Annotated in this window: 10 protein-coding genes; 5 read left to right on the top strand and 5 right to left on the bottom strand. The window is 71.3% G+C overall.

The window, feature by feature from the left end:
* Positions 1-489: 489 nt before the first annotated feature.
* Together HS048_RS19495 and HS048_RS19490 are read left to right on the top strand one after the other, a co-directional pair.
* The gene (locus HS048_RS19495; protein ID WP_068900647.1) at positions 490-1,605 is read left to right on the top strand and encodes a globin domain-containing protein; all 1,116 of its coding nucleotides are present in this window, start codon (positions 490-492) and stop codon (positions 1,603-1,605) included.
* Between the two features lie 128 nt (positions 1,606-1,733).
* Positions 1,734-2,813: an exo-alpha-sialidase gene (locus tag HS048_RS19490; protein ID WP_196468150.1), complete on the top strand. Its 1,080-nt coding sequence runs from the start codon at positions 1,734-1,736 to the stop codon at positions 2,811-2,813.
* A 122-nt stretch (positions 2,814-2,935) separates the two neighbouring features.
* On the opposite strand, the gene HS048_RS37320 is transcribed toward HS048_RS19490, so the two are convergent.
* Positions 2,936-3,430 (bottom strand): cytochrome P450, encoded by a 495-nt coding sequence (locus tag HS048_RS37320; RefSeq protein ID WP_307832561.1) that lies wholly within the window; start codon positions 3,428-3,430, stop codon positions 2,936-2,938.
* 223 nt (positions 3,431-3,653) lie between these two features.
* On the opposite strand from HS048_RS37320, the gene HS048_RS19480 reads away from it, so the two are divergent.
* Entirely contained in the window at positions 3,654-4,091 is a 438-nt protein-coding gene (locus tag HS048_RS19480) for a peptidase inhibitor family I36 protein (RefSeq protein ID WP_153054483.1), read from the top strand.
* A 236-nt stretch (positions 4,092-4,327) separates the two neighbouring features.
* Positions 4,328-4,801, top strand: a complete 474-nt coding sequence (locus HS048_RS19475) for a hypothetical protein (protein WP_196468148.1) — start codon at positions 4,328-4,330, stop codon at positions 4,799-4,801.
* 521 nt (positions 4,802-5,322) lie between these two features.
* On the opposite strand, the gene HS048_RS19470 is transcribed toward HS048_RS19475, so the two are convergent.
* Positions 5,323-6,180: an ABC transporter substrate-binding protein gene (locus tag HS048_RS19470; protein ID WP_196468146.1), complete on the bottom strand. Its 858-nt coding sequence runs from the start codon at positions 6,178-6,180 to the stop codon at positions 5,323-5,325.
* Between the two features lie 128 nt (positions 6,181-6,308).
* Here HS048_RS19470 and HS048_RS37315 point away from each other — a divergent pair, with 128 nt between their 5' ends.
* Complete coding sequence (locus HS048_RS37315; RefSeq protein WP_230881790.1) at positions 6,309-7,883, top strand: methyl-accepting chemotaxis protein; 1,575 nt, start codon at positions 6,309-6,311, stop codon at positions 7,881-7,883.
* A gap of 239 nt (positions 7,884-8,122) precedes the next feature.
* Here HS048_RS37315 and thyX read toward each other — a convergent pair whose 3' ends face one another.
* From thyX to HS048_RS19450, 3 genes are all read right to left on the bottom strand, one after another.
* Entirely contained in the window at positions 8,123-8,848 is a 726-nt protein-coding gene (gene thyX / locus HS048_RS19460; protein WP_196468144.1) for an FAD-dependent thymidylate synthase, read from the bottom strand.
* 111 nt (positions 8,849-8,959) lie between these two features.
* Positions 8,960-10,126: an amidohydrolase family protein gene (locus HS048_RS19455; protein ID WP_084008743.1), complete on the bottom strand. Its 1,167-nt coding sequence runs from the start codon at positions 10,124-10,126 to the stop codon at positions 8,960-8,962.
* A gap of 106 nt (positions 10,127-10,232) precedes the next feature.
* Entirely contained in the window at positions 10,233-12,392 is a 2,160-nt protein-coding gene (locus HS048_RS19450; RefSeq protein ID WP_196468142.1) for an anthranilate synthase component I, read from the bottom strand.
* Positions 12,393-12,541: the final 149 nt, after the last annotated feature.

Genomic DNA, 12,541 nt, shown 5'->3' with positions numbered 1-12,541 from the left:
GTCCTCCAGGGCCATGCGCGGGGTCACGCCGCCCGGCGCGGGCGGCGCCCATCCCATCTCCAGCAGCACCCCCATCATGGCGCACAGTATTTGCGCTATGTCACACATCCCGGGTATCGGTGTCGTCTCGCCGGGAAGCCGCCTCCGTCGCCGACGGCGGGGGGTTGAGGGCACGGAGGGCGTTTCGGCGGACCCGACAATGGTTTTCACCCCAATTGAATCACCCCCTTTCCGGCGAATGTGATTCTTATTCGCTTATTCCACTAAAAGCGGGCACGCCTATCACCGATAATGACCAGCCGACTACGGCAAGTTAGTTTCCGCATCATATTGGCGGGAAACGGTTGTGACGTCCAGAGGGTGATGGAAGACTTAAATTCGAGCGACCAGGGGCGCCGGGGCCGCGGGCCGCTCGTCACCCGGAACCGCCAGGGAGGTGGATCTGCACGACCGGACACCGGTCCGGTCAATGAGGTTGGGTTCCGTCACATGTCATTGAATCCGCGTCTCGTCAAGGAAAGCTTCTCCGTCGTCGAGCCCGTCGCGGACAAGGCCGCGGCGTACTTCTACGGCCGCCTGTTCGCCGAGAACCCGCACCTGCGGGGCATGTTCCCGCCGGCCATGGACGTCCAGCGCGACCGGTTGTTCGGCGCTCTGACCAGGATCGTCTGGAGCATCGACAGCCCGGACGGCCTGGCGTCGTTCCTCGGCCAGCTCGGCCGCGACCACCGCAAGTACGGCGTGCTCGCCGAGCACTACACCGCGATCGGCAACGCCCTGCTGGCCACGGTCAGGCGCTTCGCCGCCGAGATCTGGAACGCGGAGATCGAGGCGGCCTGGGTCGCCGCCTACACCGCCGCCGCCAACACGATGATCGAGGCCGCCGAGGCCGACGCCGGGGTCTCCCCCGCCTGGTGGCTGGCCGAGGTGGTGGACCACGAGCGCCGCACGCCGGACATCGCGGTGATCACCCTCCAGCCCGGCCAGCGCATGCCGTACCTGCCGGGGCAGTACGTCAACGTGCAGACCGCGCGCTGGCCCCGGGTGTGGCGGACGTACTCCATCGCGAACGCCCCGCGCGAGGACAACACCCTCCGGCTGCACGTCCGGGCGGTCTCCGGCGGCTGGGTGTCCACCGCGCTGGTCGAGCACACCCGGATCGGCGACACCCTGATGCTCGGCCCGCCGGTCGGCACGATGACGCCCGCCGACTCCGGCCGCGACCTGCTGTGCGTGGCGGGCGGCACCGGCCTGGCGCCGATCAAGGCCATCGTGGAGCACGTGATCGCCTCGGGCCGGCGGCCCAACATCCACCTGCTGCACGGCGTGCGCCACTCGCGCGAGCTCTACGACCTGCCGGACCTGATCCGGATGGAGTCGGGCTTCCCCTGGCTGCGCGTGCTCCCCGTGGTCTCCGACGAGCCCGGCTACGACGGGATGCGCGGCCGGGTGCCCGACGTGGTGGAGCGGTTCCGCTCGTGGGCCGAGCACGAGGTCTACGTCTGCGGGCCCTCCGCCATGGTCGACGAGACGGTCCGGCGACTGCAGTACGGCGGGGTGCCCCTGGCGCACATCCACAGGGACATCGCCCTGGGCGAGCCCTGAACACGCCCCGCGCTTTTCGGATCCCCCTCCAAAACGACTTTCCGTTCGAATGCGGAATGTCGATCCGATAAAGCGTGCGATACGGCTCGCACCGTGCAAGCATGGGGCCGACGAGATAAGGAGACGACATGCACGACGCACTCCTGGCCATCGGCACCCGCAAGGGGCTGTTCCTGGCCCGCTCCACCGGCGGCGGCCCGTTCGAGGTCGACCCGGTCCGCTTCTCCACCATCGGGGTCTCCGCGGTCGCGATCGACACCCGGAGCCCGTCGCCCCGCCTCCTCGCCGGCATCGAATACGGCCACTTCGGCCCGTCCGTGATGTGGTCGGACGACCTCGGCGGCACCTGGCAGGAGGCCGAGCAGGCCCCGATCGCCTTCCCCGAGGAGACCGGCGCGGCGCTGGAGCGCGTCTGGCAGCTCCAGCCCTCCCCCAGCGAGCCCGACGTCGTCTGGGCCGGGGTCGAGCCGGGGGCGCTGTTCCGCTCCGAGGACCGCGGGATCACGTTCTCCCTGGTCGAGGGCCTGTGGAACCACCCGCACCGGGCCCAGTGGCATCCCGGCGGCGGCGGGCTCTGCATGCACACCGTGCTGCCCCACCCCAGCGACCCGAAGACCATCGCGATCGCCGTCTCGACCGGCGGCTTCTACCGCAGCACCGACGGCGGCGCCTCCTGGGAGGCGGCCAACCAGGGGATCCGCGCGCCGTTCCTCCCCGAGGGGTCTCAGTACCCCGAGTTCGGCCAGTGCGTGCACAAGGTCACCGGCCACCCGGCCCGGCCCGAGCGGCTCTTCCTCCAGCACCACTTCGGCGTCTACCGCAGCGACGACTTCGGCGGGTCCTGGACCTCGATCGGCGACTCGCTCCCGTCCGACTTCGGCTTCCCGATCGTCGTGCACCCCGAGCGGCCCGACACGGTCTACGTCTTCCCGCTCAAGGCCGACATGGACCGCACCCCCGTCGACCACCGCTGCCGGGTCTTCCGCAGCGACGACGCGGGCGGCTCCTGGCAGGCCCTGAGCACCGGCCTGCCCGAGGACCCGGTCCACTCGACCGTGCTGCGCGACGCGATGTGCGCCTCGCCCGCGGGCGTCTTCTTCGGCACCCGCGACGGCGAGGTGTACGGCTCCCGCGACGACGGGGAGAGCTGGTTCACCGTCGCCCGGCACCTGCCGGACGTGCTGACGGTGCGCGCCGCGGTGCTCTAGCGTGCTGAGCCGGCGACTCACCGACAGCGTGAGGCGCGCCGGGTGGGTGAGGCGCCGGCTCTCCGCTCACCAGGTCACCAGGTCACCAGGTCACCAGGTCACCAGGTCACCAGGTCACCAGGTCACCAGGTCACCCACAGCGTGTGCGCGCCGTACACGAGGCTGAAGACGCGGAAGTCCACCTGCTCGTCCGGATCGGCCAGGGCGAGACCGGGGAAGCGCCGCAGCAGTGCCGGGAAGGCGATGCGCATCTCCATCCGTGCCAGCGGCGCCCCGAGGCAGTGGTGCACGCCATGACCGAAGGCGACGTGGCCGGAGGCTCCCCGGGTGATGTCGAGTGTCTCGGGATCGTCGATGAAGGCGGGGTCGCGGTTGGCGGCGGGGAACGAACAGAGCACGAGCGGTCCCGTGGGGATGGCATGCCCGGCGATCTCCACGTCCGTCGTGGTCGTGCGCGGCGGCAGCGACTGCACGACGGACAACCAGCGCAGCAGCTCCTCGACCGTGGGCTCGGCCTGCGCCGGATCCTCGACGCCTACCGGAGGATGGTCGGCGCCCGGCTCAACGTTCAGGAAGCCCGCCACCGGCCCGCACGCCGCATCGCCTTCGGTAACCACGGACAGCTCCGGCAGCGAACCGGGTGAACGAATCGACCTCGTACACCTGGCGACATGGGCCTTACCGACATCCCGCGACAGGCCAGAAACGGACAGTTAACCACTTTCCATTCAATCCGGATACTTACCCTAAGTAGCGTTTTGTTACTCAGAGTATCGGACATCGTCATGGATGCCACCTGCGACTCATAGTGGCCCATCCAGCACGAAAGGCGACAACGACATGTTCGATCAGCGACCTATCACGACCCGCACCCACCGGACCGCCGCCGTCCTGGCCGCTGCCGCCGCCACCGCCCTGCTTCCCTTCACCGCCCCGGCCTTGGCCGACCAGAGCGCCGATGCCCTGCCCGCGGGCGTGGTCAAGCTCAGCGACGGCGAGACCTGCCCGACCGCCACGCTGTGCCTGTACCGCGACTACGGCCGAAGCGGCCCCGCCTACGGCATCGGCGCCGGCTACACCGTCGATCTCAGCGAACTGCCCATGGGCGTGCGCACCGCCGCCGACAACATCTCCTCCTGGGTCAACCAGACCCAGCACACCGCTGTGCTGGTCGACCGCGACAACAGCCGGACCCGCCCCCTGGCCTCGAGCCAGTCCATGGAAGAGCCGATGGGCAGCAACGACAGCGTCGACGAGATCAGCTGGCAGCTGTCCTGACTCTCCGGCCCGCAGCCGGCCCCGGGACCCGCCGGCGGCCATTCGCTCGAGACGGCTTGTGCGGCGTCCCGCACAAGCCGTCCTCGCCGAAACAGCCGACACGTCCCTTGTTGCGCCCCGCCGCAGGCCCGCCGCCGCACGACCGCGCGCCATCCGCGCAGGCGCCCGCCACCACCCCGGCCCGCGCCTTCCACACGGCAGGCACCGACCCGATCCGTTCGCGTAAGGAGATCCTCATGCCACGCACCACCGTCAAACTCGCCGTCCTGGCAGCGGCCGCCGCGCTGCTGTCGCTGACCCAGCCCGCTGGCGCGACCCCGACCGGTGCCACCGCCCACCGCGGCGCGGCCGCCTCGGAGGCCTACTTCGAGTTCGACTACCCCCCGAGCCCCGACAAGGTCGTCTTCAAGCTCACCGACACCGCCAAGATCCAGGAGGCCCGCAACATCGTCAACGGCACCCAGAAGGACAGGACCCACATCATAGGCAGGATCGTCAAGCGGCCCGAGTCCTACAACCCCGGCTGGAGCTTCCACCTCGACCCGGCGTCGATCAGCTTCTTCCAGGTCGCCATCGAGGTATGCGACGCCGCCCCCCGCTACGTCGAGGACCATCTGGACGAGGCCGGCGGCGCCTTCCTGCCGGGAGCCCACTGGTGCCCGTGGAACTCGCGCCTGCTGCGCGAGGTCCCCGCGCCGCAGACCTCGTAGGCGGACCCGGTACCGCCGACGACATCCCGCAGCGACCGAGCCGCCACAAGGCCCCCGCCCGTCCGGCACCGCCCGCACCGCAACGGCCGGTGACGATGACCCGAGCCCCGACGGCTCGCCGACGCCGTCGGCCGTTCGATCGCCGCTCAGCTCCCGTCTCCGAAGATTCATCGGGTGGGCGGTGCCGGTCGTCACCCCTGGCCACCATGCCGCCGCCGACGGTTCGGCGCCGATGACCACGGGGGCCTGCCGCGGCGGGCGGCGTTGGCGGTCAGGTTGATGAGGATCTGCTCCAGCCGGTGCCACGGGCTGCTGGAGCTGGCCGGCTGGCGGGTGCACGCCGTGGCGGGCGGCGCCCAGGCCGTGGCGACGGCCCAGGAAGTGCGCCCGGACCTGACGGTGGACCGGCGGCTGCCCAGCCTGCCCCGGGCCGGGCGGACCGTAGGACCATCACGCTTGCGGTGCCGCTGCGCGCGCTATCCGGCCCTGCGCTCCCGATGCTCCGGCGGGGATCGATGCGCTCACGCGCCGCCGTTGATCGCGCCGGTCTTGAGGGAGCCTTCGCTGATCTGCCACTTGTCCAGCAGCTTGTCGTAGGTGCCGTCGTCGAACAGCTCGTACAGGGCCAGCTGGACGGCCTGGCGCAGGCCGCTGCGGTCCTTGGCGATCGCGATGCCGTAGGGAGCCGCCTCGATCTGCCGGCCGGAGATGGCCAGCGAGGGGTTCTCCCGTACGGACACCGCCGCCGGGGGGAAGTCGTCGAGGTAGGCGTCCGCCTTGCCGGCCAGCACCATTTCCTTGGAGCCGGTCAGCGTGGGCACAGCGATGATCGTCATCTTCTCGCCCGCGGGGCAGCGCTTGTTCTGCGCCTCGGCCAGGTCGACGTAGAGGGTGCCCGCCGGGAGGGCGACCCGCCGGCCGCACAGGGCCTCGATGCCGTCACCACCCTGCCCGCCGCGGGTGACGACGACGGAACCGACGTTGAGGTAGTCGACGAAGTCGACGCTCTTTTGCCGTTCGGCCTTGTCCGTGATGGAGGCCATGGCCGCGTCGAGGTCGCCCGCCTCCACCTTGCCGAGCAGTTCGGGCCAGGGCGTCTGCCGTACCTCTGCCTTCAGGCCGAGCCTGCTGGCGATCGCGGCGGCCAGCTCGACGTCGAAGCCGGTCTGCTTGCCGTCCTTGACGAACTCCATGGGCGCGAACGACAGGTCCGAGCCGACCACCAGGACACCTGCCCGCCGGATGTCGTCGGGTAGCGAGGCACGGGCGGCGGTCCGCGCGCCGGCGGCGACGGAGCCGCCCGCAGTGTCGGGTGCGGCCGCGCACCCGGTCAGCAGGAGGCCTGCGGCGACGGCCGCGGCCCAGATGGTGATCCGCATAGACGTTCCCGGGTGCTCGTAGGGCTGTGGGTCCTTTCCCCGGCAATCGACGGAAACCGGCCTCACCTGAGTACTCAGCTCCGACCTCTTGCGGTCGAAGCACAAGGAAAGCGACTGGAGAGGCAGTGATGAGACTCACTATCCGGCATCAGATCCTGGCCCTGGCGGTGGCCGGCTTCCTCCTTGTGGGAGTGGCCGGCCTGATCGGCTACCGGGGCATCTCCCAGCTGGAGGAGGCCCAGGTGCAGGCACGCGCCGCGACGGCGGCGCTGGAGGCCGCCGGAGCGGCCGACACCGCCCGGGTGGCCTTCCGCGCCGATGTGCTGAACGCGATGACCACGCGCGACAGCGCCGAGCGGCAGCAAGCCCTCGACCTGCTCGGCGACCATGTGCGCGCTCTGCGCACCGGCTTCGCACGCGTCATCGAGAACCAGCCGGAACTGACCGATGAGGTGCAGCGCCTGCAGACCACCGCCCAGGAGATGATCGCCACCGGGCAGCGGGTGGTCACCCTGGCCAGCCGGGTGGTCAGTGACCCCGGGCAGAGCGGTGCCGCTGAGGCCCGTCCCGGCTTCGAGAGCCACTACAAGACGTTCGACGAGGCCCTGCCTCTGCTGAAGCAGCGCATCGCCGCGCGGGCCGAGGAGAGCACCGCCCGGGCGAAGGACGTCGCCTCCGGCGCCAAAGCGTTCACCGTGCTCACCGCCGCAGTGGCCGCGCTGCTGCTGGGCGGCGCCGCCGTGCTCCTGGCCGGGCGGGTCTCACGCCGCATCGGCTCCTACGTGTCAGTCATGAAGGCCCTGGCCGCCAAGGACCTGACCGTCTCCATCGACACCTCCCACCACGACGAGCTGGGCGGCATGGCCCGCGCGCTGGCCCAGACCGTGGACGTGCTGCGCGACGCCCTCACCGTGATCGGCCGCCACAGCGCGACCCTGACCGAGGCCTCCCGTGAGCTGAACGGTGTCTCCACGCGGATGGACACCGCCGCTGCCGGCACCGCGGCCCGCTCCGACCAGGTCGCCGCGACCGCGGCGCAGGTCTCGGCCAACGTGCAGACCGTCGCCGCGGCCAGCGAGGAGATGAGCACCACCATCGCCGAGATCGCCGGCAGCGTCAGCCAGGCCGCCCGGGTGGCCGACACCGGCGTGCGGACGGTACGGGACGCCGGTGAGACCGTCGCGAAGCTGGGCGCCTCCAGCGCGGAGATCGGCTCGGTCATCAAGACCATCACGAGCATCGCCGAGCAGACCAACCTGCTCGCCCTGAACGCGACCATCGAGGCCGCCCGCGCCGGCGAGCAGGGCAAGGGCTTCGCGGTCGTGGCCGGCGAGGTCAAGGACCTGGCGCAGGAGACGGCCAAGGCCACCGAGGACATCGCCCGCCGGATCGAGGCCATCCAGGCCGACACCGATGCCGCGATCGCGGCCATCGGGGGGATCAGCGCGGTCATCACGACCGTCAGCGAGCACTCCACCACCATCGCCGCCGCGGTGGAGGAGCAGAGCGCCACCTCCGGGGAGATGAGCCGCAACATCTCCCAGGCCGCGGTCGGCGCCGACGACATCGCCGCCGGCATCACCGGGGTCGCCGAGGCGGCGGTGATCACCACCGCCGGGGTGGCAGAGGCCCGCCGGACCGCCGGTCAGCTCGATGAGGTCGCCGCCGAACTGCACGGCATCGTCGAGCAGTTCATCGTCTGAACGCCTGGGGACGCCGCTACCGCCTGGGCTCACTCCTGGTGCTATCCGCGAGGACGCCGAACCCGCGCTGAGCGCCCGGCGCGCCGGCTGCTCGCCGTCCTGGTCACCAGGGGGTTCACACCGCTTCCCCGGCGCTGGGCGTGGAGCGGACCATCGGCTGATCGAAGTGGTGATTTCCGCTGCTGGCCCACTCCTCCAACTCATGATCGCCAATCTGCCGATCATGCGCAGCGCGGAACCTAGGGGGCGACGCGGCCGTTGGCGACGAAGGCCGCGTGGGTGAGCGGCATCAGCTCCGCCCAGGCGGCCTCCATCTTCTCGGCCACCATCTCGATCTCACGCTGTGGGAACGACGGCACCCTGGCCTGCTCGCTCTTGGTGCGCAGCGACAGGAAGTGCATCAGCGAGCGGGCGTTGCACGTGGCGTACATCGAGGAGAACAGCCCGACGGGCAGCACCGTCCTGGCCACCTCGCGGGCGACCCCCGCCTCCAGCATCTCCTGGTAGGCGGCGTACGACTGCCGGTAGGCCGACTCCATCGCCTCGGTGACGACCTTGTGCTGCTCCGCGGTCCCCTCCACGAAGACGTACTTGCCCGGCCGCCCTTCCTGCACCAGCTTTCGCTCCCTACCCGGAATATAGAAATTGGGCTGAAGCTGGCGATATCTCCCACTTTCCTCGTTGTACGACCATCCCACCCTGTGGCGGTGAAATTCACGGAAGACGAAGATCGGCGCGCTGACGAGGAAGGTCATCGAGTTGTGCTCGAACGGGCTGCCGTGCCGGTCCCGCATCAGGTAGTTGATCAACCCTTTGGACCGCTCCGGGTCCTTGCCGATCTCCTCCAGGGACTGCTCCCCAGCGGTGGACACTCGGGCCGCCCAGAGCACGTCGGTGTCCGAAGCACTGTGCTTGACCAGCTCCACGGTCACGTCGTCGAGGAAACGCGGCTGACTGTCGTCCACGCGAGAGAACCTTCCAGGCTACGGGATCAAATCCTGACAACCTTAGCGTTCCGGCGGCGGGGCACCGCGTTCGCCCCGAGGAGCACACCCGTCGAAGGGGACCCGGGCGACCTACAGCCGGTAGACCCGGCGGGCGTTACCCGAACCGATCATGTAGGCCACCCGGGCCGCGTCGGAGGCGCTCCACTCGTCGGCCGCCAGCCGGAGCGCCAGGGCCCTGGCCAGAGCCCTGCGGTGCTGCAGCGCCCCGAGGTAGCAGGTCTCGGCCACGCCGTGGGCGTGGGAACCGAACAGCTGCTTGTGGAAGGGCGCCAGCTCCAGCAGCTCTTCGATGACGGCGTCCGCCCCGGCGCGGGCCGGAGCGCCTCCGACGTCCACGTAGACGTGCGGGAAGGCGGCCGCCAGGTGGGCGGCCTGGCGGTGGAAGGGACGGCAGCCGAGCAGGATGACCGGCACGCCCATGGGCTGGAGCGCCCGGACGAATCCGGCCATCAGCGCCGGGTCGGCCCGGTGCGGGGCCGCCTCCGGCCCGCCGTGCCCGGTGTGGAACTGCAGCGGCAGGCCGCCCGCCCGGGCCACCTCCACCGCGGTCCAGAGCAGGTGGCGCAGGAGCACCGGGTCGGCCAGCGGCTCCTTGGGGTCGGACAGCCTCCGGTTGGCCGCCGCGATGACGGCGCCCCGGCTCGGCCTGGCCGGATCGAAGTCGAGGCCGTACCGGTGGGCGATGGCCGAGGCGAGCCCGGCGGCCCGCGCGGCCCGGTCCGCGAGCTCGCCCTCCAGGGCCGAGATGTAGGAGACGCCGGCGCCCGAGGTCTCGGCCACCTCGTGCTCGATCTGCTCGATCCGGACGATCTCGTCGGCGGCGGCCTCGCCGTGCCTGCCCGTCTCGGTCACCGAGAGCAGCTCCGGTGACTCCGGGGAGGTCTCGACCAGGAAGGCGGCGACCCCCGCGCCGCGCAGCATCCGCCGGTTCACCTCCTCCGCGCCGAGTTCGGCGCGGCGGGCCAGGTAGACGGCGGGCGGGGTGTGCGGTTCCAGGTCCAGCAGCGGGGCGCACCAGCGCCGGATGGCGGCGCCGGCGGGCGTGTCGAAGTGGGTCGTGCCGGGCGGAGCGGGGGCGTCCGCTTCGGTGATCAGCAGCTCGAACCGGGCCCGCACCAGGTCGTCGCGGCGCACGCCGCGGCAGTGGTGGTCGACGAGCGGCGCCAGCAGTGCCTCCCGGACGGCGTCGGGCAGTGCGACGGGCAGCCCGTCGGGCAGCGCGTCCTGCGGTCGCATCGTCGGCTCCTCTCACATGCCCGCGGGCGGACCGGTCCGACCGGTCCGCCCGCAGCCCTATGTCAGGAGTAACTGTACGACCACCGAGCGTGTCCGCGTCGCCGTTTCAGGCCACCGGCCGGGACAGCTTCAGGACGTTGGCGATGATGCGCGCGCCCGCGCCGCCCTCGGCCGTGAGGATCGACTCGGGGTGGAACTGCACCGCGAAGCGGCGCCGTGCCACGTCCTCGATCGCCATGACCGCGCCGTCGGGGGTGAGCGCGGTGACGGTGAAGCCGTCGACCCCCGGCTGCTTGGCGTGCAGCGAGTGGTAGCGGGCGGCGACGAACTCCTCGGGGAGGCCGTCCAGCAGGGCGCTCCCGCCCATCCGCTTGACCTGCCCGCGCTTGCCGTGCTCGGGGTAGGACAGCAGCTCCAGCGTGCCGCCGGCCTGCTCGACCATGCCCTGCAGGCCGAGGCAGACGCCGAAGACGGGCAGGTCGCGGGCGTAGAGCGCGTCGACCAGGGCCGGCAGGCCGAAGTCCGACGGCCAGCCGGGGCCGGGCGAGAGCACCACGAGCGAGGGGTCGATCTCGTCGATCATCTCGGCCGGGAAGCCGTGCCGGAGGGTGACGACCTCGGCGCCCTGCTGCCGGAAGTAGTCGGCCAGGGTGTTGACGAAGGAGTCCTCGTGGTCGACCAGGAGCACCTTCATGCCCTCGCCGGGCCGCTCCGGCGCCTGCGTCGCGGCCGGTGCGGAGGCCGCCGCCCCGGCCTCGGCGGTCCGGGCCGCGACCGCGGCGAGGGCGCCGAGCAGGGCGCTGGCCTTGAGCTCGGTCTCCCGCTCCTCGGCGTCGGGGTCGGAGTCGAACAGCAGCGTGGCCCCGGCCCGCACGGTGGCGACCCCCTCCCTGATCTGCGCGGTGCGCAGGGTCAGGCCGGTGTTCATGGAGCCGTCGAAGCCGATGTAGCCGACCGCTCCGCCGTACCAGCGGCGGGTGGTGGCCTCGTGGTCCTCGATGAACTGCATCGCCCAGGTCTTGGGGGCGCCGGTGACGGTGACGGCCCACATGTGGGTGAGGAAGGCGTCGAGGGCGTCGAACCCGGGGCGCAGGCGGCCCTCGATGTGGTCCACGGTGTGGATCAGGCGGGAGTACATCTCGATCTGCCGGCGGCCGATGACCTGGACGCTGCCGGGCACGCAGATGCGGGACTTGTCGTTGCGGTCCACGTCGGTGCACATGGTCAGCTCCGACTCCTCCTTGACGCTCGACAGGAGGGTGCGGATCGCCTCGGCGTCCTCGACCGGGTTGCCGCCGCGGGCGATGGTGCCGGAGATCGGGCAGGTCTCCACCCGGTCGCCGCTGACCCGGACGTACATCTCCGGGGAGGCGCCGACCAGGTGCTCGCCCTCGCCGAGGTTGAACAGGAACTCGTAGGGCGCGGGGTTGGCCTTGCGCAGTCCCCGGTAGAAGGCGGCCGGGTCGGTGCAGGGGGCGTGGAAGACCTGCCCGGGGACGACCTCGAACAGGTCGCCGCGGACGAACTTCTCCTTGGCCGCGGCGACGACCTTGGCGTAGGCGCCCTTGGCGGGGTCGGCCGGGAGCTCGGCGGGGGCGGGCGGCAGCGGGACGCTCTCGCCGTCGCGGGGCAGGCCGTGCGTGGAGACGCCGTCCACGGTGAACTCGTAGCGGTATTCCTTGCTGGTCTCCCGCTTGCGGTCGATCACCATGATCCGGTCGGGCAGGTGCAGCACCAGGTCGCGCTGGTCGGCGGCGCGGGTGAGCACCTGCCGGATCGGCTCGAACTGGAAGGCCAGGTCGTAGCCGAAGGCGCCGTACAGGCCCAGGTGCTCGTTCTCGCCCTTGAACGCGGCGATGACCTCGCGGATCGCGGTGAAGACCGTGGGCCGACGGCTGCGCATCTCCTCGGGGAGGATCTCCGCCGACTCCGGGACGTGCACCTCGACCCGGTCGGCGGCCGGCTCGGAGACCGGCTCTCCGGCGGCCAGCAGGCAGGAGGCGACCGCGGGCAGCACGACGCGGCCCCGGGCGTTCAGCGCCCGGGCGGTGACGGTGCGGCCCCGGGCCACGATCTCCAGGCAGGGATCGACGTAGGCCAGGTGCCACCGGCTGTAGCGGCCGGGGTACTCCATCCCGGAGGAGAGGACGCCGCCGCGCCGCTCGCCCAGCGTGCTGACGACGTCGTCGAGCACGGTCTCCGGGACGTCGGCCGTCGCGACCTCGACCCTGATGCCTCCGGCGGTGGTATATCCGCTCGTCTCCACTGCAGTCTCGCCCCTCGTTGGTGTTTTTCCGATGCCAGGGGGGCGGACGCAGAAAAGGCCGCCTCCCCGGGCGGCCGTCCCTCTGCTCGCGTGTGCGAAACCTGCGCCGCCTAGAAGCGGCGCCACCACTGAAGGGTTCCGGGGTTTCG

Origin of the sequence: Planomonospora sp. ID91781, assembly GCF_015711595.1 — a bacterium.
GTDB classification, from domain to species: domain Bacteria; phylum Actinomycetota; class Actinomycetes; order Streptosporangiales; family Streptosporangiaceae; genus Planomonospora; species Planomonospora parontospora.
This window is presented reverse-complemented; position numbering and strand designations above follow the sequence as displayed.

What these genes read in the sequence shown, in the direction of transcription:
- HS048_RS19495 (WP_068900647.1), top strand. Translation starts at nt 490, where the DNA reads ATGTCATTGAATCCGCGTCTCGTCAAGGAAAGCTTCTCCGTCGTCGAG.
- HS048_RS19490 (WP_196468150.1), top strand. Translation starts at nt 1,734, where the DNA reads ATGCACGACGCACTCCTGGCCATCGGCACCCGCAAGGGGCTGTTCCTG.
- HS048_RS19480 (WP_153054483.1), top strand. Translation starts at nt 3,654, where the DNA reads ATGTTCGATCAGCGACCTATCACGACCCGCACCCACCGGACCGCCGCC.
- HS048_RS19475 (WP_196468148.1), top strand. Translation starts at nt 4,328, where the DNA reads ATGCCACGCACCACCGTCAAACTCGCCGTCCTGGCAGCGGCCGCCGCG.
- HS048_RS19470 (WP_196468146.1), bottom strand. Translation starts at nt 6,180, where the DNA reads ATGCGGATCACCATCTGGGCCGCGGCCGTCGCCGCAGGCCTCCTGCTG.
- HS048_RS37315 (WP_230881790.1), top strand. Translation starts at nt 6,309, where the DNA reads ATGAGACTCACTATCCGGCATCAGATCCTGGCCCTGGCGGTGGCCGGC.
- HS048_RS19455 (WP_084008743.1), bottom strand. Translation starts at nt 10,126, where the DNA reads ATGCGACCGCAGGACGCGCTGCCCGACGGGCTGCCCGTCGCACTGCCC.